This is a genomic window from Corynebacterium sp. LaCa_282 (assembly GCF_057198125.1).
Window position 1 is genome coordinate 1,508,473 of sequence record NZ_CP191095.1, and the last position, 19,901, is coordinate 1,528,373.

Genomic DNA, 19,901 nt, shown 5'->3' on the forward strand with positions numbered 1-19,901 from the left:
CGAGGCTCAACGCGGCTCCCTAATGCGTTTATCGCTCATGACCTTGTGGCGCTCGATGATGTGGGCGACGGCCTCATCGGGGTCATCGGTAAGCAGGAAAAGCTCTTGGTCATCTTCGTTGATGTACCCGCCGGCGGCGAGGGTATTTTTCATCCACTCCAGCAGGCCCGACCAGTACTCGGTACCCATGAGCACGATGGGATAGTTGGTGACCTTACCCGTCTGAACCATGCAGAGAACCTCGAAGAATTCATCCATGGTGCCCATGCCGCCGGGCAGGCAGACGAAGGCCTGGGAGTACTTCAAGAACATGGTCTTGCGGGCGAAGAAGTAGCGGAAGTTCAGGCCGAGGTCCACGTACTTATTGAGGCCTTGCTCGTGCGGCAATTCGATGCCGAGTCCCACCGAGAGACCATCGCCCTCGTGCGCGCCCTTATTCGCAGCCTCCATGATGCCGGGGCCACCACCGGTGATGACGGCGTAGGCGCACTCGGCGAGCTTGCGGCCGAGTTCTTCGGCCATCTGATAGCTCGCATCCTCAGGCTTGGTGCGCGCGGAACCAAAGACCGTCACTGCCTTGGGCAACTTGGCAAGCGCATCGAAGCCAGCGACGAATTCGCCTTGGATGCGCAGCACGCGCCACGGATCGGCATGCTGCCACTCGTGGTCCGCGCCGGATTCCAGCAGGCGCTGGTCAAAGGTGGAGCCTTGTTCTCCCTCGCTGCGCAGCAAGAGCGGGCCGCGCAGGGTACGCATGTGGTCAGGGGTCATTTTTATCCCTTCAAGTAATTAAGCAGAGCGGTTGAAACTTCGGTGATTTGCGCCGTGGGCACCTGCTCGTCCTTCTTATGCGCAAAGCCCGGATCGCCGGCGCCAAAATTCACGGCCGGAATGCCCATCTCAGCAAAGCGCGAGACATCGGTCCAGCCGAACTTGGCGCGGACGTTGCCACCGACGGCATCGACAAGCGCGCGTGCCACAGGCTGCCCCAAGCCAGGCAGGGCGGCACCGGCGATGTCATCGATCTCTATGGTGACGTCCTCATGCTTGCCGATGACCCCCTTCATGTACTCCAGCGCCTCCTCCGTGCTGCGATCCGGGGCGAAGCGGAAGTTGACGAACATCCATGCCTCGTCCGGCAGGGTATTGGTGGCCACGCCAGCCTCCATGTGGACGATGTTCAGGCCCTCGCGGTAGGTGCAGCCATCGATGGTGACCTCGCGCGGCTCGTAGTCAGCAATGCGCGTCATGACGGGGGCGAGCTTGTGTGCGGCGTTGGAGCCCAGCCAGGCGCGGGCCGAGTGCGCGCGGGTGCCATGCGCCGTCACGCGCAGGCGAATCGTGCCCTGGCAGCCGGCCTCGACCATGGCGCCGGAGGGCTCGCCCAGGAGCGCGAAATCGCCCTGCAACCACTCGGGGTGGTCCTTTTGCAAGTGGCCCAACCCATTAAATTCAGTAGATACCTCTTCGCCCTCATAGGCAATGACGGTCAGATCGTGCTGGAGCTCTTCCGATTCATGCAGGTGAGCAAAGGCGTTGAGGTAGACCGCCATGCCGGATTTCATGTCCACAGTGCCGCAGCCGAACATGATCTCGGCGCCATCTTCGGCGGTGTCCATGCGATGCGGTACGTTATCTGCCAATGGAACGGTATCGATGTGGCCTGCAAGAACCACGCGAGAATCCATCCCGCGGTTCGTGCGCGCACACACGGTATTGCCAAAGCGGGCGACCTCCACGTCTAGACCACGCAGGGCTTCTTCCACCGCATCCGCGATGGCCTCCTCGTGGTGGGAGGGGCTCGGGATATCGACGAGCGCCTTGGTCACTTCAATGGGGTCGGCATATAGATCTAAAGTCACAAGCCGCCATGGTAGCGCCCCGCTGGGTCCGTTGCATTGTGTAATGTTCACTTCACTGTAAAAAATAACCTCTCACAAGGTGGTAATTATGGCCGAAGCCACACAATTGAAATCGCGACACCTCACCATGATGGGCCTTGGCTCCGCGGTGGGTGCCGGTCTCTTCTTGGGCGTCGGATTGGGAATCCAAATCTCCGGCACCTCGGTGCTCATTTCTTATGCCGTCGCCGGCGTCCTCATCGCGCTCATCATGTGGATGCTCGGGGAAATCGCCGCGGCCCGCCCTTCCCTGGGTTCTTTTTCCACCTATGCCGGCCAGGCCTTCGGCCACTGGGCGCGCTTTACGATGGGCTGGATCTACTGGTTCATGCTCATCATGGTCATGGGTGCCGAAATCACCGGCGCCGCCGCGATCATCGGCAGCTGGTTCGATATTGCCCCGTGGATTCCCGCGCTCATCGCGGTGGCCTTCTTTGCCGTGGTGAACTTAGCCGCCGTGCGGGGCTTCGGTGAATTCGAGTTCTGGTTCGCCATCATCAAGGTCGCCGTCATCATCGCCTTCCTCGTCATCGGCATCCTCATGGCACTGGGCATCCTGCCCGGCATGGATCTCTCCCGCGCTGGAACCAACTTCACCGATAACTTCCTACCCAATGGCATGCCCGGCTTCGCCGCGGGCCTGCTGGCCGTGGCCTTCGCCTTCGGTGGAATCGAGCTGGTGACCATCGCCGCCGCCGAGTCCGAGGATCCAGCCCGCAACGTGGCAACTGCAGTGCGCGCCATCATCGTGCGCATCATGATCTTCTACATCGGCTCCATCGTGGTTATCACCATGGCCCTGCCGTTTAGCCAGATCCAAGACGCCGATGCCGCCGCCGATTCGCCCTTCACCCTGGTGCTTGAGGCTGCCAAGATTCCTTTCGCCGCAGGCTTCATGGAGGCCATCATCGCGCTGGCCCTCCTGTCCGCCTTCAACGCGCAGATTTACGCCACCTCCCGCCTAGTCTTTGATATGGCCAAGGACCACTGCGCGCCCAAGTTCTTCCTCAAGACCAACCACTCCGGCTCCCCCATCAATGCCGTCATCTTGTCCATGATCTTCGCCTTCGCCTCAGTGGGCCTCCAATTCTGGAACCCGCCGGGACTGCTGGCCTTCCTCTTCAACGCCGTCGGCGGCTGCCTCTTGGTGGTCTGGGCCTTTATCGTCGCCTCCTTCCTCAAGCTGCACCCGCAGTTGAAAGCGAACGGCGAGCTTACGGATATCCGCGTGCCCGGCTACCCCTGGTTGCCTTGGGCAACCGCCGCCGCGCTGGCCGCGCTGACCATTTTCATGCTCTTTGATCCCTCCGCCCGCAACCAAGTCATCGCCGTCATCATCCTCTTTGCCGCGCTCGTTGCCTTGTCCTTCGTGGTTCCCGCGGGCAAGCGCGAACAAGTACGGCAGTAATTGCTAAGCTAGCCACCATGACTTCTGCATCCGCACGTGGCCTGGCAACCATTACCCACGACGGCACCGTCTTGGACGTTTGGTTCCCAGCAGTTCATACCGATAAGCAAGTAGAGACCACCGGCACGACGCGTTTGGAGGAGACTCCGCAGCAGTTCTCCGCCCTCGTCGGCCCCGATGAGGAGCGCGGCGTGGCCCGCGTGGCGGTGGAAACCTCCATCGCTGACCTCGACGAGGCCCCCACCGATACCTACGACGCCTACCTGCGCCTCCACCTGCTCTCCCACCGTGAGGTAAAGCCGCACGGCCTCAACATGGACGGCATCTTCCGCCACCTCAATAACGTCGTATGGACCAACTACGGCCCCTGCGCCGTCTCCGATTTCCAGATGGTGCGCGGCCGCCTCGCTTCCCGCGGCCCCGTCGTGGTCTACTCCGTGGATAAGTTCCCCCGCATGGTGGACTACGTTGTCCCCTCCGGCGTGCGCATCGGTGACGCCGACCGCGTCCGCTTGGGCGCCCACCTGGCAGCGGGCACCACGGTCATGCACGAGGGCTTCGTCAACTTCAACGCCGGCACCCTGGGCGCCTCCATGGTGGAAGGCCGCATTTCCGCGGGCGTCGTCGTGGGCGATGGCTCCGATATCGGCGGCGGCGCCTCCATCATGGGCACCCTGTCCGGCGGCGGCAAGGAAGTTATTTCCATCGGCGAGCGCTGCCTGCTCGGCGCTAACTCGGGTATTGGCATTTCGCTTGGCGATGACGCCGTTGTCGAAGCCGGCCTCTACGTCACCGCCGGCACCAAGGTCGCCGTCTTTGGCAAGGTGGCTGAGGCTCTGGGCGTCGGCAATGGCGAGGCCGTCAAGGGCTCCCAACTCTCCGGTGCCTCCGGCCTACTGCTGCGCCGCAATTCCGTCTCCGGTGCCGTCGAGGCCGTGGAGTGGAATGCCGAGGCCGTCGCGCTGAACGAGGACCTCCACAAGAATTAACGCCACCCCAATTCCGGTGCCCTGCGGCCGAGAAATACCATGGAGAAGTGTCTGATAACTCTTCTACCCTTGGTTCTGGCCTGAAGGTCCGCCACCTGACCATGATGGGGCTTGGCTCCACCATTGGCGCCGGTCTCTTCCTCGGCACGGGCGTCGGCATTTCCGCCGCCGGCCCAGCGGTGATCATCGCCTACGCGATCGCCGGCTTCCTCGCCATCCTCGTGATGCAAATGCTTGGGGAAATGGGAACGGTCATCCCCGCCTCCGGCTCCTTTTCCGAATACGCCGAACACGGCATCGGCCGCTGGGCGGGCTTTACCCAAGGGTGGATCTACTGGTGCGCCACCGTCGCCGTCCTCGGCGCCGAAATCACCGGCGCCGCGGGCTTCATCGGCTCGTGGTTCGACGTCCCGCCTTGGATCCCCGCCGCCATCTGCGTCGCCGTCTTCGGCCTCGTCAACTTGCTGCGCGTGCGCAACTTCGGCGAATTCGAGTACTGGTTCGCGCTCATCAAGGTCGTCGTCATCATCGCCTTCCTCATCATCGGCGTCCTCCTCATCTTCGGCCTCCTACCAGGCCACACCTTCGTGGGCACATCCGTCTTCCTTGCCGATGGCTTCATGCCCAACGGCCTCGGCGGCGTCGCCGCCGGCCTGCTCGCCGTAGCCTTCGCCTTCGGCGGCATCGAGGTCGTCGCCATCGCCTCCGCCGAATCCGAGGATCCCGAGAAATCCCTGGTCAACGCCGTGCGCTCCACCATCCTGCGCATCTCCGTGTTCTACTTGGGCTCCGTGCTCGTCATCACGTTCCTGCTTCCCTATTCCAGCCTGGACGCCGCCTCCACCGCCGCCGAATCGCCATTTACCATGGTCCTCGACCGCGCCGGCATTCCCGGTGCCGCCGGCATCATGGAGGTCATCATCGTCCTCGCGCTGCTATCCGCCTTCAACGCGCAAATCTTCGCCTCCTCCCGCATGATGCACTCGCTCGCCTCCCGCGGCGAGGCCCCGCGCATCTTCGCCGCCACCAATACCGAAGGCGTGCCCACGACCGCCATCGCCTTGTCCGTCGCACTGTCCGCGCTCATGGTCGTCCTCAATTACGCCGATACCGGCTGGTTGCTCACCTTCATGCTCAACGCCGCCGGCGCCTCCCTACTCATCGTCTGGGTCTTCATTGCCGTCAGCCAGCTGCGCCTGCGCCGCCAACTCGAGGCCCTGCATCCCCTCCCCATCCGCATGTGGGCCTTCCCCTATCTCACCTGGTTCGCCCTCGGCCTCTTCGCGGCCATCGCGGTGCTCATGCTTACCGATGCCACCGCCCGCACCCAACTCCTCTCCGCCGCCGCCATGTTCGCGGTGCTCGCCATCGCGGGCGTGCTCAATTCCAAGGCTCGCGGCATCGACCCGACCTCCACGCTTCCTCTGACCTAGCGGCCGCTTCCTGCCTCCAGCCCTCACGCCCTACACCGCCTCACATCCAGCTCACCGCGCCTGCCACCCAACCCTCAGCACCTGACGCCCCGCCCTTCGCGCTCACCAGCGCTGGGCGGGGTGCTGCGTTTTCACCTCCCAGTGAGCGCGACGGGTGTGGGGCCGCCCCTCGCGGTCACGGGGAGGAGGAAATGGGCATCGGAAAGCGTGGGCGTGAGCACAAAGGGCGGGCTGGGACCACACTCGCCTCTCGCGCTCACCAGGGGACGTTCCAGCGCACCCAAGTGGCCGCCGGTGAGCGCGAAGGGGGGCGTCGAGGGAGGAGTGGAGGGAGTTATCCACAGGGCAGCGCCGAGAAGGGAGCGCGAAACCTCAAAATAGGCGGGTTATCCACAGGCTGTCGGACCCCGTCTGGACGAGGAGGCGGCCCCTTTTTAAGTTGAAGCCATGGGGGCATGGACAACCGCGCAGTTGCGCGAGCAGGGACTAGGCAAGGACGCGATTCGGCGGCGGGTGCGCGCGGGCAAGCTGCACCGCGTGCACCGGGGAATTTATACCGACGAGTGGTCGCCGCTGGCGGTGGCGAAGGCCCTGGTGCATGGGCTGAGCCGCATTCATTTTACGGGGAAGACCGCGCAAGAAATTCACCTCGACCGGCCGCTGACGTTTCCGCTGGAGGCGGAGGGCCCGCGCACGCTGCGGGGTAAGAATTTCCGGGTTTCGCATTCTCGCCTCAAGGCAACGAGCCTGGTCAAAGGGCTGCCGGTGGTGCAGGTTCTGTGGGCTGCTCGCAAGATTGCTAGGGCCTGTGGCCCGCTGCTGGAAGAGTTTTACCGCGGTGAAAAGGGGCCCGGCCGGCTGGACCGGGACCGCAAACGAATGGGCCGGACACCGCGCGCGTTGAAGGAGACGATTCGGCGCTCCGCCATCGGCGCGGATAGCCCGCCGGAGCGGAAAGTCAGCCGCGCGCTGCGCGCAGAAGGCATTATCCCTGTTCACAACGCCCTAGTGTGTGGCTACCGCTTCGACCTACTGATGGGCAAGCTCATCGTGGAAATCGATGGTTGGACCTACCACAGCCACAGCATCGCGTTCCAGGCCGACCGTTCCAAACAGAACGCCGCAACCGCACACGGGTACACGGTCCTGCGCTTTACTGCCGATGACGTCACGCACCACCTTGACCAAGTCATCCTGCTTATCAAAGCCACCCGTGACCTGCTCAAAGGCCGCAAGCCACAGCTTCCCATGTCCGCCACCCAGCCATATTGGCGCTGGCATCTGTGCGTCTAGCCCTTGCCATAATGTCAAGTTTGATTTACATTAGGTCATGTAAACACGACAAGAGAGGTGATGATGTGGCCGGACAACCCAACATGGTCCGCAAGTGGCGGCGCTGGCGCGAATGGTCGCAAGGCGAACTAGCAGAGCGCGTCGGCGTCTCCCGGCAAACTATCGCAAATATCGAACGTGGCAACTACTCCCCGTCCGTACACCTCGCACTGGACATCTGCCACGAACTAAACAAAACAGTCGAAGAAATCTTTGGAGCTGAACAACATGATTAACGCCATCGCCAACATGTCTCTCAACCACATTGAGCGCGCCTCCACCGACGAGTTCGAGCGCGACATCCTCACCAAGGCCTCCGCCATCACCCTGACCCCAATCACATTCCTCGAGCTCATCGTCGCCGCCATCCTCGCGTGGTCCCTCCCCGGCCACCTCAGCCTCCTCGCCCTCCTCGCCATCGTCCCCTCCATCGCCGGCACGTCCCTCAGCGCCGCCTGGCTGCGCAGGCACATCGCCACCCCAACGGTCCGCTCCAACTGGACTTTGACCGCCCTCTACCTCATCCCGATGTTCCTCTGCTTCGCCGGCATCGCCTACCACGCCTACGCGCTTTCCGATGCCCCCGCTGCCTCCTACCTCATCGGCGCCACCGTAGGTGCCATCACGGCCGTCCTCCTCTCCCCCACACTCCGACGTAAGCAAAACCGCCGCGATCAATCCCGCCTCGACGCCGAGCTCGAGGACTAATGCTCACTCCCACCGCCATCACGCACTCCACCACCCGCCCTTCGCGCTCACCGCGGACGGCGGGTGGCGTTCGTTTACTACTCCCCGTGAGCGCGAAGGGGTCCCAGCGACAACGGCGCCCGGCCTCCCCGCCCTTGCCGCTCACAGGGAGTAGGTTTCACCGCCGTCAACTGTTGCCGGTGAGCGCGAAGGGCGAGGCCTCCCGTGCCGCTCACCGGGGGCGAGCGCTGCGCACGACGACCACCTTCCCGTGAGCGCGAAGGGATGAGTGCCCTGCACGCACTCGCTTGGCGATGCCCCTCCCCGCCCTTGCCGCTCACCGGCGGGTACAAAAAGACCCCAGCAGCCCACGCTGGTGAGCGCGAAGGGCGGCTGGGGTTGTGCGGGCGGCAGGGCCGTGGCCGGCGGCGAAGGGCGGGTAGTTAAACCGGCGCGACCTCGTCGACGACGACGGGCTTATTGGGCTTGGAGCGGAACGTCCAGAGCTTGTTGATGATGAAGTTGATGGGCATCGCCACCACGATGGAAATGGCCTGCGCCCAATAGGACTTGGTGCGCAATCCGGTGGAGTTATCGAAGACATCGGTGGGCAGCCCCACGGGCGAATTGGGGTTCATGAGCAGCGTCAGGATGACCTGACTGACGATAAACGCCCCGATTCCCGCCAAAAGGAACGGGAAGAAACCGCGAATCCAGGACACTTTGGACACGGTCCGGAAGGTCCACATGCGGTTGAGCTGGTAGTTCCAGGTATTGGCCACGAGGAAGGAGATGGTGGCAAAGACGTGGTACCAGCGGATGTGGAATGCAGAGCCGAAGAGGTTCATGAAGGGATCCTCGGCAAAGATATCCGCCGCGCCAAAGAGTTTCTGCGCGAGAAAATACACGAAGAGGTTGACCGCGGTTCCCGAGCCGCCGACAAGACCGAACTTAAGGAATTGCCCAAAATTGGACGCAAAGCGCGCAACGCTGAGGTCTGCCATGGGCCGCCTTTCTTGCCGGAAGTTAGTAATTACCTGATTGTAGTTCCTAAGCCCCGCGAACTGAAAAACTGACGCTCCGAATGTGATAAAGGATCTATAAAAGATATAGTTTCGTGCAGCAAGGAAAGCGGGCGCGAGAAATCGTAGAGGTCGAGCGGACGCGGCGTGGGATAGGTGTCATCGCCAATGAGCGGGCTCCCAAGGTGGTTCAGCAGCACCCGGAGCTGGTGCGTATGCCCGGTCCGCGGCCACATGGTCACCTCCCGCCCCGCAGCGCGCACATACGTCGAAGTCGGCGTGCCATTGTCAGCCACGAGCACCTGCCTGCTGCCCCGCGGCTTGTGCATGGGCAGCTGGATTTCCTCATCGCAGAAAAGCGGCTGCTTGACGATGCCCCTATACCTCTTCACCGCCCTCCCCTCCAGGAAGATGCGCTGGTAGGCCGCGCGGGTCGCGGGATTGCGCGAGCAGATGACAAGACCTGCGGTGAGGCGGTCGAGGCGGTGAAGCGGCACAATTTCGTCTTCGCCGAAGTCCACGCGCAGCCGGGTTTGCAGGGTCTCGCGCTGCAAGCGACCATTCGTGGTGGTGGGAAGAAAGTGCGGTTTATCGGCAACGATGATGTCTTCATCCGCGTGGACGACGGTGTAGCCAAAGGGGATCGGATCCTCCGGCGGGACGACGGGATGGTGCCACACGGGGATGGGGCGCGAAAGAACCGCACCCGCGGGAAGGAGGGTCCCCTCCGGAAAGGGCGAGTCCCCGGCACGGGCGGCCCAGTACTCGCCTTCTAAAGGAACGCGATCGCGCAAGACCACCTTGCGGGGAGAAATCCCCTCCCGCGCAGGCGGGCGAAACGCGCGAGGTGAGTTAGGCACTGGCGAGGCGTTCGACGGCGGCGCGCACCCGCTCGTCGGTGCCGTTTAAGCCAATGCGCACGTGTTGTGCGCCCGAGGGACCGTAGAAATCACCGGGGGCAGCGAGGATGCCCAAAGAAGCCAACCAGTCGATGGTCTCGCGGCAGTCTTCGCCGCGGGTGGCCCAGAGGTACAGGCCGGCGTCCGAGTGGTCAATGGTAAAGCCCGCCTTGATGAGCGCCTGCATCAATTCGGCGCGGCGCGCGGCGTAGCGCTGGCGTTGGAGGGCTTCGGTGGGGTCATCGTCAAGCGCGGCAACCATGGCCGCCTGAATCGGGCCTGGCACGATGAGGCCGGCGTGCTTGCGTAGCTCCAAGAGCTCAGCGATGAGATCGTTATCGCCGGCGAAGAATCCGGCGCGGTAGGAGGCCATATTCGCGGACTTAGACAGCGAATGCATGGCGATAAGCCCGGTATTATCGCCGTCGGTCACGCGGGGATCCAGGATGGATACCGGCGGGTTGTCGTCGTTCCAGCCCAAGCCCATATAGCACTCGTCGGAGGCGATGATGGCGCCCGTCGAGCGGGCCCAGGCCACGATGCGGCGCAGCTCCTCTACCCCAGCGACTCGGCCAGTAGGGTTGGATGGGGAATTAATGAATACCAGGGAGGCATCCTGGAAGTCGTCGTCGGCGCGCAGCGGGGTGGCCCCAGCGAGGAGGGCGCCGACCTCGTAGGTGGGATAGGCCACCGAGGGGAAGGCGACGGTCTCGCCGCGCATGCCCAGCAGGGTGGGCAACCACGCGATGGCCTCCTTCGTGCCCACCACGGGCAGGACGCGGTCCACGTCCATGTGGTAGCGGCGGCGGAGAGCGGAGGCGATGGCTTCGCGCAGCTCGGAAGTGCCCTGCGTTTGCGGGTAGCCGGGGGCCTCGGCGGCAGAGGACAGCGCCAGCTGCACGCCGGGGGCGACCGGATCTACGGGGTTGCCCACCGAAAGGTCAACGATTCCATCTGGGTACGCCTGGGCCTTCTTCTTGGCGCCAGCCAGCGAGTTCCAGGGGAAATCCGGAAGCGATTGTCCTAGCGGTGTGCGGGCCATGAATTACTCCTGATTCTGTGGGGGCAGCGCGGCTACCATTGACGCATCGAAATCTTGCGGGCCAAGGGCTGCCGCTCCACCGGGTGAGCCCAAGTCATCGAAGAATGCTGCGTTGGCATCGTTGTAATCGATCCACTCATCGGGAACGTCGTCCTCGTAGAAGATGGCTTCTACCGGGCATGCGGGCTCGCAGGCGCCGCAATCCACGCACTCATCTGGGTGGATGTAGAGCATGCGCTTGCCTTCGTAAATGCAATCGACGGGGCATTCCTCAACACAGCCGCGGTCCATTACATCAACGCAAGGTTGAGCGATTGTATAAGTCATGGAGAATCCTTGAATCTTCCTGATTTCATGGGGTTGGGGGATGAAATATAGTATGTCACTTCTGCTTTAGGAAAGGCCAAACGCCGCCGCCAATCCCAGCCAAAAGCAGGAGCAAGCTGAGAATATTATTGCCCACTATGACATCGCCGGTAATCGGAACCAGCAGCATAAGCCCGAAAAAGCCCAGGCCCCAGACGATGAGCGGGATGGCCGCGATGTAAGTACTATCACTCCACAGCCGCGCGGTGCGGGTTAACACCACATTGAATGCGGCAGCGATGAGGATGGTGATGGGAAACGCGATGCTCGCGCCATCAGCCAGCGGAATCCGGGCAGTGAGGTAAATGACCTCCAGAAATAGCGATAGCAGAGCGCCGAGGGAGAGCCAGATAAGCCCGGTAACCTGCTCGCCGCGGCTAAAATCAGTGCGCATTACAGATCCCCTAGGAGGTCGCGTGTGGGCTCGCCCCTGCCGAGTTGGAAGTATTCGGCACGCAGCAACGGCATGAGCAATCTATTGGACAGGCAGTAGGCCCCGGGCACCGCGGCGGGGTCGTGGACGGCGGCCACGGCGGCCTCGGGGTTGGTGGCGGAGGTGCTGCCATCGGCCAGCCAGATTTGGGTGGCGTGGGCGCGCATGGCGGCGCGTTTGGCGTGCAGGGCGGCATCGTCAAGCGCGAAGGTCAGATCCGCGCCGGCGGTGGTGAAATTATCCAGGTACGCGGCATCGGGTTTGCGCCAGCCCGCGGGCGCATCGAGGGTGTCCAGGCCGGCGTAATTGGCGTCGCGGTCAAAGATCGCCCACCAAATGCGCGTGCTTGCCGATGCCGCCTTTTCCACCACCCTATGCACCGCCACGTGGTCCGGGTGGTTATAGCCGCCATCCGGCCCATAGGTCAGGATGGCGTGCGGCTGGAGCACCTCTAATTCCGCGCGGAGCAAATCTGCCGCCTCATCCAGGCGATTGACCAGCGCGCGGGGGCTGTCGTGAGAGGGAGATCCCACCATGCCAGAATCGTGGAAGTGGCCGAATCCACCCAGCTGTATGCCCTCTACGCCTAAGGCAGTGAGGGCGCAGGCCAATTCGCGGGCGCGGAAGCCGCCGAGCTGATGGTGCTCGGCAAGACCTTGATAGGGCGCGCCGATGACCTCGCCGTCCTCGCCAAGGGTAAGGGTGATGACCGTGACCTGCGCCCCGCGCGCGGCCAGAGTGGCGAGGCTGCCGCCGGTAAAAAGCGTTTCATCATCGGGGTGCGCGTGCACTGCAACAACGCGGTAGCCCACCAAGTCCTTAGTCCTCATCTATCCTCCAAACCGGCGCGGTGACCAGACCTTTATCCCAATCATCAATACTTTGGCCGGGGCCTACAATACCCTCCCCCAGCGCGTGCACACGCGTTTCATCTAAGAGCGGGACGTATAACACGTCCTGGGCGTTGATCTCGCGGATTCGCCCCAGCGCGGTCGAGGGGCTTATCTTTCCAGAGAGGATGTCCATGCGCGTCTCAGCAGCGTTGTCGGGGCAGAACCCGGAGAGATCCCCGGCGAGCGGTTCGTCTTCGGCGCAATTGAAGATATTCGCGGCCGACAGCGAGGTTAAGGTGATATCCTCCCAGGTCACGACCGCATCCACCTTGCCTTCCGGCAGCAGCTTAGAGGTAATGGTGGTAAGCCTATCGGTGGTGACCTCGGCGGGGATGCCGTGAGCCTCGAGGATATCGTAAAGCGTATTTGCCGCAGCCAAAGCCGTGGGGCTGGTCGGATCGACGGCGAAGCGGATGGGTTTCTTGCTGGCGCGCTCGCGCAGGGCGGTCAGGTTCGCCTCGCCGGAGACCGGGTTATGCCCGGCCTTCAGGTTGGAGGCGCGGCCGGTGGCGAGACGGGCGACCTGCCCGGTATCGATAAGCGAGGCCAGACCGCGCCGCGCGGCGGCGTCCTCCAAGGCTCCTTGCTCGGTGGACATGTGCAAGCGCAGCTGGCGCGGCCGGGTAACCGTCTTGTCGCTCACGTGCCCCAGCAAGCCGAGCGCTTCCTGCGAGGTCTGATCCGGGGTGAAGTCCGCGAAGCCAATCTGGCCGGAGCGCAGCATATTCAGCGCCTGGGTGCTATCGCGCACCTCGCGCAGCTGGACGACGTCGATGTGGGCGGGATCGGCACCCCAGAAGCGGTCATTGCGGTTGAGGGTGATGACCCCGCGGCTGCGGTCCACGCTATCGACCGAGAAGCGGCCGGCCGAGGCTGGGATGTCATTGGCCAGCGCCGAATCAAAATCAGAATTTTGCAGCAGGTGCGAGGGCAGGAGCTGGTTGAATAGCTGCTTCCAATCTTTAACCCGCTCTGCAAAATCCACCGTGACCACGCGCCCGCCATCGGAGGTGGTCACCGCGGAAATGGCGCGGTACCCCGCCGGGTCCTTGACTCCTGCGGTCGCGGTCATCTTCTTCCACAAGTAGCTGAAATCCGCCCCGGAAATTGGGGTGCCATCGGACCACTGCGCGGGAGAGGCAATGACGTAGCGCACCCGCTGGGCCACGCCCTCCGGCGCGGTGACCTCCGCGGCGGATTCTAGGACGTCTGTATCCATGCGGCCCCAGTGGAACGTTGAGGGCAAGACCAGCTCGGCGATCTGATCCACGAGCTCGGAATTATTGGCCACCAGGTGTGGGTTGAGTCCAGCACGCAGGGGATCGACGCCGATGGAAATGGTAGGCCGCGACTTATCTTCCTCCGCACGCGGCGGCTCATCGTCTGTCGTTGCTGGGGTTGATTCCGTTTCTTGGGCGGTAGATTCCTGTTCGTCCGAGTCTTCTACCACCGGCGGTGGGCCAGGATTGGCCGAACACCCGCTGACAAACGCGAGGCCGATGGCGGCAGTGGCCGCAAGTGCACGGGCCTTGAGACTATTTTTCATCGCGGACTACTTTAGTACCTTCTCGCCGCCACACGAAGATCCTTTGCGCTAAACTCGGCCAAAATCACCGTTGAAGGGATTGCCCCACCATGCTTATCTGCCAAGAAATGTTCCTACTGCTTACCAAGGACAATGGTAAAAAGGAAGTGCTATCTAATAACGAGACCGCCCTGCGCGCCGGACTTTTTAGCGATTTGCTTCTGCACGACGCAGTTGACATAACTGCAAAGAATAAGGTGCACGCCACGGATAAAAAGCCAGAGCACCCGGTGCTTGCCTGGGCGTGGGATAGCCTGCACGAGCACCGGATAAGCTCGGTCAAAACGCTGCTGCAGGCGGGGTGGTTCTCCCCGCGCGAGAAGATTGCCCAGGATTTTCAGGACCGCGGCCAATTGGAAATTGAGGATGCCGCGTGGTGGCAGTTGAGCGGCGACCGCTACATCATGACGGACACGGCGCTAGAAAATGAAGTGCGCGAGAGGCTCGCGGCGGTGCTTGACGGGACTAAAGCCCCTAGCGCCAAGGACGTGATTATCTTGGATATTCTCCGCGAAATTAATGGGGCCTATCCCCTGCTCAAGGAGGATGCGCCCGAAATGAAACGCCGGGAGATGCGCAACCGCATCAAAGAATTAAAACAACAGGTGGAATACGACGATGCCGCCGCCTCTGCGGTAAAAACCATTTTGCAGGAGACGACGGCGATTATCGCGGCGGTTGCGGTATCAACCGCCGGCACTACTTAGGTCGGCAGGTTACTTCTTCATCTGCTTAGCGCGGGAAGCGGCGCGCTTGCGGTCGGTGGCGGAAAGCTCCAGCTTGCGCACGCGCAGCACGTCTGGGGCGACCTCGACGCACTCGTCATTGCCACAGAATTCCAGCGCCTCTTCCAGAGAGAGCGTGTGGGCCTTGGCCAGGGTGACCGTGGCGTCTGCGGTGGCAGAGCGCATATTGGTCAGCTTCTTTTCCTTGGTGATATTGATGTCAATATCCTCATCGCGGTTATTGGCACCCACGACCATGCCTTCGTAGGCCTCGGCGCCTGGCTCGACGAAGAAGTTGCCGCGGTCAGCCAGCTGCATCAGTGCGTACTGGGTGATCTGGCCGGTGCGGTCAGCCACCAAGGAGCCGGTGGCGCGGGACTTGATCTCGCCGGCCCAGACATCGAGGCCATCGGAAATGGAGTTGGCGATGCCGGCACCGCGGGTCTCGGTCATGAACTGGGTGCGGAAACCGATAAGGCCGCGGGCGGGAACGCGGAAGATCATGCGCACCCAGTCACCCTCGCGCACGTCCATGGACTGCATCTGGCCCTTGCGGGAGGCCAGCAGCTGGGTGATGGCACCCTGGTGCTCCGACGGGGAGTCGATGGTGAGGATCTCATAAGGCTCGTAGGTCTTGCCATCGATCTGCTGGGTCACAACCTGCGGCTTACCGATGGTCAGCTCGAAGCCCTCGCGACGCATGGACTCGATGAGCACGGACAGAGCCATCTCGCCGCGGCCCTGAACCTCCCAGGTATCGGGGCGCTCGGTGGGCAGCACGCGCAGGGAGACGTTACCGATAAGCTCCTGCTCCAAGCGGGCCTTGACCATGCGGGCGGTCAGCTTGGTGCCGCCGCCGCGGCCTGCCATCGGCGAGGTGTTGACGCCGATGGTCATGGAGATGGCCGGCTCATCAACGGTGATGCGCGGCAGGGCCTCGGGGTTTTCTGGATCGGCGATGGTGTCACCAATCATGACATCGGAGATACCAGAGATGGCGACGATATCGCCGGCGATGGCCTCTTCGGCCGGCTGGCGCTCGAAGCCGACGGTGCGCAGCAGCTCGGCGACCTTGACGGTCTTGGTGTGCTGGTTGCCCTCATCGTCGTAGTGGATCCAAGCCACCTGCTGGCCCTTCTTGATGCGGCCGGCGTAGATACGCAGCAGCGCGATACGGCCGAGGAAGTCGGAGGCGTCCAGGTTGGTCACGTGCGCCTGCAGCGGGGCATCGACGGTAGCGGAAGGCTCGGGCAGGACGTTGTAGATGACATCGAAAAGCGCCTGCAGGTCCTCGCTATCGGGGACGTTGCCATCGCCCGGGTTCTCGGTGGAGGCAACGCCGGCGCGGCCAGAGGCGTACAGGACCGGGAGATCTAGCAGCTCTTCGGCGGCGGCTGCGGCCTCCTCATCCTCGAGGCCGGCGGCGATTTCCAGCAGCAGGTCCTGAGACTCGGTAACAACCTCGTCGATGCGGGCATCGGGGCGGTCGGTCTTGTTCACGCAGACGATAACCGGCAGCTTGGCCTCGAGCGCCTTGGTCAGGACGAAGCGGGTCTGTGGGAGGGGACCCTCAGAGGCATCGACAAGCAGCACGACTCCGTCCACCATGGAAATGCCGCGCTCGACCTCGCCGCCGAAGTCGGCGTGGCCCGGGGTGTCGATGACGTTGATGATGAGGTCTGCGCCGTCCTTGCCCAGACCCTGGCGGCGGATGGCCGTGTTCTTGGCCAAAATGGTAATGCCGCGCTCGCGCTCCTGATCGTTGGAGTCCATGACGCGGTCCGTGTGCTCACCGTGTTCGCCAAAGGCACCGGACTGCTCCAGCATGCCGTTGACCAACGTGGTCTTGCCATGGTCAACGTGCGCGACAATGGCAACATTACGGAACTCGGTATTACTCACTAGTTGGGTTCTCCTTCGGAGGATCTACAAGCGCTGGTGCGCGAGAAATGTTCTTGAACGACGTCCTACGATACCCCCTAACAGGGCATAGTGCAGCATCGGGGAGCCAAGACGCGACCTATGCCACCCCGTAACGTCTCGCGCGCCGGAAACGACCTAGTACTTGACACTTCCCAGCGGATCACTATCGTTACTAGAGTTATTATTGTTACTGATGTGATTAATGGGGCTGTATTGCTTTCCCTCCGCGAGATAACAAGGACCTGATACCGTGAGCCACGCCCGAACCTCTTGGCGCCTAAGCGGGCGCACCGGCTATATCGCCGCTGCCACCGCCGCACTAATTGGCCTTGCCTCTCCCCTGGTTGCGCCCGCGCAGGCCTTCGCCCCGGACCTCTCCTCACTGGCCCAGCAGCACTTGCCCGCCAGCCCCTTAGATGAGCTCGGCCGCCCCACCCCGGAGACCCAGGACCGCGTGCGCGCCTTTGCCGCACAGCCGTGGATCCCCGAAGAGGCCCGCAATGCAATCCTGTCAGGCCTGGCCTTCTTTGCCGGCAACGGCGACGGCGATGGCGGCGTCGCCTTACCACAGGGCGATAACCCGCACTTCCGGCAGTTCTACTGGCCCACCGTCTCCGCGCACTGCATCGGCGGCACCAACGCCGCCACCGGCTCTGCCATCGCGGTCCCCGGCCCCACGGAGATTCCCGCCCCCGGTGCCGGCGAGAGCGAGACCGCCTTCCTCTTTACCGCCCTGGGCACCCCACCGGCAGCACCGGATCAAGGCGGCATGCACGTGCAGTGGTTCAATATCAATACCCTGCAAAGCGGTATTACCCCGCTGCACAATAACGGCATCAACCAGGATGGGCCCACGACGCTCTCCGGCACCGCACACACGGGCAAGGGCCTGGTCATCGCGCTGCTTTCCGGCTCCGTTAATACCACCGAGGCGCGCTGCGATTTCGCCCCCACCGCCGCCTTCCTGGAGGTGAAGTAATGGCCGTCGATCTCCACCCAGTCAAGCGCGAGACCTTTAATACCGCGGATTTTACCAATACCGATCCCAAGGGCTACCTTCGCAAGGTCGATACCTACACCGAAACCGAGTTTGGCCTGTACATGGCCCGCGGCGCCGATCACCCGCGCTTTGGCTACCTCGAATCCTGGCTGCTGCCAAGCCTCAACCTGCGCGCGAATATCTTCCACTTCCGCCCCGGCGTTGAGGTAGAGCAGGACTTTTATATCGACGTCGCCGAAATCCAGCGCCACGGCAACGAGTGGACCACCCGCGATCTCTACGTTGACCTGGTGACTACCACCGGCGAGCCCATCACCGTCCTCGACATCGACGAGCTCTCCGCGGCGACGTCTGCGGGCCTCATTTCCGCCGAGGACGCCGAGCTCGCCATCGATACCACCCTGAACGCGGTCGAGGGAATTACCCGCCACGGCGACGATGCAATGGCCTGGCTTGCCCACCACGGCATAGACTTGTCTTGGTCAGACAACGTAACTTTAGCCCCCGAAGGATAAGCCATGGCCGGTGGCCTTTTCGCCCTGCTTGACGATGTCTCCTTAATCGCCCGCGCCGCCGCCTCCAGCGTCGACGATGTGGCCGCCCTAGGCGGCAAGACCTCCATGAAGGCCATCGGCGTCGTCGTCGATGATGCCGCGGTGACCCCGCAATACGTCGAGGGCATCAAACCGCAGCGTGAGCTGCCAATGATCTGGCGCATCACCAAGGGCTCGCTCATCAATAAGCTCGTCATCATCTTGCCTATTGCGATGATCCTGTCCTGGATCGCGCCGTGGGCGCTGACACCCATCTTGATGTGCGGCGGTACCTATTTGTGTTTCGAAGGCGCGGAAAAGATCCTCTCCTTCTTCCACTCCAGCCCAAGCGATGCCACCGATACCGTCCAGCACAAGGGCCCCGAGGCCGAAGATAGCCTGGTGAAATCCGCCATCACCACCGATCTCATCCTGTCCGCTGAAATCATGGTGATTTCCTTAAATGAGGTCATCGATCAGCCCTTCTGGCTGCGCCTCGGCGCGCTCATTGCCGTCGGCATAATCTTGACCCTGGGCGTCTACGGCGCCGTGGGGCTGCTGGTCAAGATGGATGACATCGGACTTGCCTTAACCCAGCGCCGCGATGGCAACTCTCTTCTTGGCAATGCCCTGGTCAAGGGCATGCCCATCGTGCTCGATATCATCGGCATTATCGGTACCGCCGCCATGTTGTGGGTAGGCGGGCATATCGTCACCACGGGCCTGCATGAATTCGGGGTGGACCAGCCGCACGGGTTTATCGAGGCCGCCACTGAACATATCCACAATGACGCGCTGAGCTGGCTGGCCGAAACCGGCCTGTCCATGGTGTGCGGGCTCATCCTCGGCCTTGTCATCGCCAGCATCGTCATAGCCGTCAAGGCCTCAACCGGCTCGCCGTCTGCCACCTCGGCAGCGCAACACTAAGAATTACATAAACAGCATGAGCGATACCGCCATAATGGCCATGCCGGCAATAAGGCCGTAGATGGCGTAGTGGTGCTCGCCAGTTTCTTCCGCGGTGGGAAGCAGCTCATCGAGGGAAATAAACACCATGACTCCTGCCACGGCGGCAAAGCTAATGCCCATGGTGGCCGGCCCCAATACCGGCATGAGCAGGCCAAAACCGATGAGCGCGCCGAGTGGTTCAGCCAGTCCGGAAAGCGTGGCCCACCAGAAGGCCTTCTTGCGCGAGCCGGTCGCCTCCCGCAGCGGCACTGCGACGGCGATGCCTTCCGGGATATTGTGAATGGCAATCGCCACGGCCACCGGCACCGCAATCTCCTTGGACTCCAGGCCGGATAAGAAGGTGGCAAAGCCCTCCGGGAAATTGTGTAAGCCCAGCGCTACTGCGGTAAATACGCCCGTCTTCATCAACCTGCCCCGGCGGGCGTCTTCTTCCGTCGTGCCCGGTTCGTGCGGGTTAATTTCTTCTGGCACCATCCGGTCAATAATCGCGATGACCGCAATACCGGCAAAGAAGGCCCCTACCGCGGCCCAGGTGCCAGGCTTTTCGCCCCCGAGGGCATCGCCAAGCTGCTCTATGCCTTCCGGCAGGATTTCCATGAAGGAAACATAGAGCATCACACCCGCCGAAAGGCCCAGGGCCGCGGCCATAAATGCGGGCCCTGGCTGGCGCTTTCCCACCGCCAGCGCCCCGCCGATGGAGGTGGACAGGCCCGAGAGCAGGACCAATCCAAAGGCGAAGGCGAACGTGGACAAGGTCATGG

Annotated in this window: 21 protein-coding genes; 10 read left to right on the forward strand and 11 right to left on the reverse strand. The window is 62.7% G+C overall.

Annotated features, from left to right (window positions below):
- Positions 1–6 precede the first annotated feature (6 nt).
- Positions 7–771, reverse strand: a complete 765-nt coding sequence (locus tag ACP8KU_RS07040) for an LOG family protein (RefSeq protein ID WP_005280109.1) — start codon at positions 769–771, stop codon at positions 7–9.
- A gap of 2 nt (positions 772–773) precedes the next feature.
- The gene (gene dapE, locus ACP8KU_RS07045; protein WP_484483514.1) at positions 774–1,862 is read right to left on the reverse strand and encodes a succinyl-diaminopimelate desuccinylase; all 1,089 of its coding nucleotides are present in this window, start codon (positions 1,860–1,862) and stop codon (positions 774–776) included.
- Between the two features lie 88 nt (positions 1,863–1,950).
- On the opposite strand from dapE, the gene ACP8KU_RS07050 reads away from it, so the two are divergent.
- The 6 genes from ACP8KU_RS07050 to ACP8KU_RS07075 all read left to right on the forward strand — a co-directional run bounded on the left by ACP8KU_RS07050 (position 1,951) and on the right by ACP8KU_RS07075 (position 7,771).
- Positions 1,951–3,309: an amino acid permease gene (locus ACP8KU_RS07050; protein WP_484483515.1), complete on the forward strand. Its 1,359-nt coding sequence runs from the start codon at positions 1,951–1,953 to the stop codon at positions 3,307–3,309.
- Positions 3,310–3,326: 17 nt separating this feature from the next.
- Positions 3,327–4,298 carry a 2,3,4,5-tetrahydropyridine-2,6-dicarboxylate N-succinyltransferase gene (gene dapD, locus ACP8KU_RS07055; protein ID WP_484483516.1) on the forward strand — a complete coding sequence of 324 codons (972 nt, stop codon included), beginning with the start codon at positions 3,327–3,329 and terminating at the stop codon, positions 4,296–4,298.
- A gap of 101 nt (positions 4,299–4,399) precedes the next feature.
- Entirely contained in the window at positions 4,400–5,731 is a 1,332-nt protein-coding gene (locus tag ACP8KU_RS07060; RefSeq protein ID WP_484484161.1) for an amino acid permease, read from the forward strand.
- Positions 5,732–6,178: 447 nt separating this feature from the next.
- On the forward strand, positions 6,179–7,024 hold the full coding sequence (locus tag ACP8KU_RS07065) for a DUF559 domain-containing protein (protein WP_484483517.1): 846 nt from the start codon (positions 6,179–6,181) through the stop codon (positions 7,022–7,024).
- Between the two features lie 65 nt (positions 7,025–7,089).
- Complete coding sequence (locus ACP8KU_RS07070; protein ID WP_023017728.1) at positions 7,090–7,299, forward strand: helix-turn-helix transcriptional regulator; 210 nt, start codon at positions 7,090–7,092, stop codon at positions 7,297–7,299.
- The gene (locus ACP8KU_RS07075) at positions 7,292–7,771 is read left to right on the forward strand and encodes a transcriptional regulator (RefSeq protein WP_484483518.1); all 480 of its coding nucleotides are present in this window, start codon (positions 7,292–7,294) and stop codon (positions 7,769–7,771) included. Before ACP8KU_RS07070 ends, ACP8KU_RS07075 begins: the two co-directional genes overlap by 8 nt.
- A gap of 422 nt (positions 7,772–8,193) precedes the next feature.
- Here the strand turns inward: ACP8KU_RS07075 and ACP8KU_RS07080 are convergent, their stop codons facing one another.
- The 7 genes from ACP8KU_RS07080 to ACP8KU_RS07110 are packed head-to-tail and all read right to left on the reverse strand — an operon-like array spanning position 8,194 to position 13,951.
- On the reverse strand, positions 8,194–8,754 hold the full coding sequence (locus ACP8KU_RS07080) for a GtrA family protein (protein WP_005280100.1): 561 nt from the start codon (positions 8,752–8,754) through the stop codon (positions 8,194–8,196).
- Positions 8,755–8,783: 29 nt separating this feature from the next.
- Positions 8,784–9,572, reverse strand: a complete 789-nt coding sequence (locus tag ACP8KU_RS07085; RefSeq protein WP_484484162.1) for a pseudouridine synthase — start codon at positions 9,570–9,572, stop codon at positions 8,784–8,786.
- Between the two features lie 52 nt (positions 9,573–9,624).
- Complete coding sequence (gene dapC / locus ACP8KU_RS07090) at positions 9,625–10,713, reverse strand: succinyldiaminopimelate transaminase (RefSeq protein WP_484483519.1); 1,089 nt, start codon at positions 10,711–10,713, stop codon at positions 9,625–9,627.
- 3 nt (positions 10,714–10,716) lie between these two features.
- Positions 10,717–11,040, reverse strand: a complete 324-nt coding sequence (gene fdxA, locus ACP8KU_RS07095; RefSeq protein WP_023017724.1) for a ferredoxin — start codon at positions 11,038–11,040, stop codon at positions 10,717–10,719.
- A gap of 55 nt (positions 11,041–11,095) precedes the next feature.
- On the reverse strand, positions 11,096–11,473 hold the full coding sequence (locus ACP8KU_RS07100; protein ID WP_005280091.1) for a hypothetical protein: 378 nt from the start codon (positions 11,471–11,473) through the stop codon (positions 11,096–11,098).
- Entirely contained in the window at positions 11,473–12,342 is an 870-nt protein-coding gene (locus ACP8KU_RS07105; RefSeq protein WP_484483520.1) for a PIG-L family deacetylase, read from the reverse strand. Before ACP8KU_RS07105 ends, ACP8KU_RS07100 begins: the two co-directional genes overlap by 1 nt.
- On the reverse strand, positions 12,332–13,951 hold the full coding sequence (locus tag ACP8KU_RS07110) for an ABC transporter family substrate-binding protein (RefSeq protein ID WP_484483521.1): 1,620 nt from the start codon (positions 13,949–13,951) through the stop codon (positions 12,332–12,334). Before ACP8KU_RS07110 ends, ACP8KU_RS07105 begins: the two co-directional genes overlap by 11 nt.
- Before the next feature lie 89 nt (positions 13,952–14,040).
- Here ACP8KU_RS07110 and ACP8KU_RS07115 point away from each other — a divergent pair, with 89 nt between their 5' ends.
- Positions 14,041–14,697: a GOLPH3/VPS74 family protein gene (locus ACP8KU_RS07115; protein ID WP_284631211.1), complete on the forward strand. Its 657-nt coding sequence runs from the start codon at positions 14,041–14,043 to the stop codon at positions 14,695–14,697.
- Between the two features lie 9 nt (positions 14,698–14,706).
- On the opposite strand, the gene typA is transcribed toward ACP8KU_RS07115, so the two are convergent.
- Positions 14,707–16,617, reverse strand: coding sequence for a translational GTPase TypA (typA, locus tag ACP8KU_RS07120; protein ID WP_005280085.1), 1,911 nt, complete (start codon positions 16,615–16,617; stop codon positions 14,707–14,709).
- Positions 16,618–16,888: 271 nt separating this feature from the next.
- On the opposite strand from typA, the gene ACP8KU_RS07125 reads away from it, so the two are divergent.
- Genes ACP8KU_RS07125 through ACP8KU_RS07135 form a run of 3 tightly spaced genes read left to right on the forward strand, consistent with a single transcriptional unit; the run spans position 16,889 to position 19,098 of the window.
- Positions 16,889–17,617 (forward strand): Rv1157c family protein, encoded by a 729-nt coding sequence (locus tag ACP8KU_RS07125; RefSeq protein ID WP_484483522.1) that lies wholly within the window; start codon positions 16,889–16,891, stop codon positions 17,615–17,617.
- A complete protein-coding gene (locus ACP8KU_RS07130) occupies positions 17,617–18,153 on the forward strand; it encodes a ribonuclease FAU-1 family protein (RefSeq protein WP_484483523.1) in 537 nt (178 codons plus the stop codon). The genes ACP8KU_RS07125 and ACP8KU_RS07130 overlap by 1 nt, the downstream gene beginning before the upstream one ends.
- Positions 18,154–18,156: 3 nt before the next feature.
- Positions 18,157–19,098: a DUF808 domain-containing protein gene (locus ACP8KU_RS07135; protein ID WP_023028611.1), complete on the forward strand. Its 942-nt coding sequence runs from the start codon at positions 18,157–18,159 to the stop codon at positions 19,096–19,098.
- A 3-nt stretch (positions 19,099–19,101) separates the two neighbouring features.
- Here ACP8KU_RS07135 and zupT read toward each other — a convergent pair whose 3' ends face one another.
- Positions 19,102–19,899, reverse strand: a complete 798-nt coding sequence (zupT, locus tag ACP8KU_RS07140; RefSeq protein ID WP_005280080.1) for a zinc transporter ZupT — start codon at positions 19,897–19,899, stop codon at positions 19,102–19,104.
- Positions 19,900–19,901: the final 2 nt, after the last annotated feature.

Coding starts and splice junctions, on each gene's coding strand:
- ACP8KU_RS07040 (WP_005280109.1), bottom strand. CDS start 771: ATGACCCCTGACCACATGCGTACCCTGCGCGGCCCGCTCTTGCTGCGC.
- ACP8KU_RS07050 (WP_484483515.1), top strand. CDS start 1,951: ATGGCCGAAGCCACACAATTGAAATCGCGACACCTCACCATGATGGGC.
- dapD (WP_484483516.1), top strand. CDS start 3,327: ATGACTTCTGCATCCGCACGTGGCCTGGCAACCATTACCCACGACGGC.
- ACP8KU_RS07060 (WP_484484161.1), top strand. CDS start 4,400: ATGATGGGGCTTGGCTCCACCATTGGCGCCGGTCTCTTCCTCGGCACG.
- ACP8KU_RS07065 (WP_484483517.1), top strand. CDS start 6,179: ATGGGGGCATGGACAACCGCGCAGTTGCGCGAGCAGGGACTAGGCAAG.
- ACP8KU_RS07075 (WP_484483518.1), top strand. CDS start 7,292: ATGATTAACGCCATCGCCAACATGTCTCTCAACCACATTGAGCGCGCC.
- ACP8KU_RS07080 (WP_005280100.1), bottom strand. CDS start 8,754: ATGGCAGACCTCAGCGTTGCGCGCTTTGCGTCCAATTTTGGGCAATTC.
- dapC (WP_484483519.1), bottom strand. CDS start 10,713: ATGGCCCGCACACCGCTAGGACAATCGCTTCCGGATTTCCCCTGGAAC.
- fdxA (WP_023017724.1), bottom strand. CDS start 11,040: ATGACTTATACAATCGCTCAACCTTGCGTTGATGTAATGGACCGCGGC.
- ACP8KU_RS07100 (WP_005280091.1), bottom strand. CDS start 11,473: ATGCGCACTGATTTTAGCCGCGGCGAGCAGGTTACCGGGCTTATCTGG.
- ACP8KU_RS07105 (WP_484483520.1), bottom strand. CDS start 12,342: ATGAGGACTAAGGACTTGGTGGGCTACCGCGTTGTTGCAGTGCACGCG.
- ACP8KU_RS07110 (WP_484483521.1), bottom strand. CDS start 13,951: ATGAAAAATAGTCTCAAGGCCCGTGCACTTGCGGCCACTGCCGCCATC.
- ACP8KU_RS07115 (WP_284631211.1), top strand. CDS start 14,041: ATGCTTATCTGCCAAGAAATGTTCCTACTGCTTACCAAGGACAATGGT.
- ACP8KU_RS07130 (WP_484483523.1), top strand. CDS start 17,617: ATGGCCGTCGATCTCCACCCAGTCAAGCGCGAGACCTTTAATACCGCG.
- ACP8KU_RS07135 (WP_023028611.1), top strand. CDS start 18,157: ATGGCCGGTGGCCTTTTCGCCCTGCTTGACGATGTCTCCTTAATCGCC.
- zupT (WP_005280080.1), bottom strand. CDS start 19,899: ATGACCTTGTCCACGTTCGCCTTCGCCTTTGGATTGGTCCTGCTCTCG.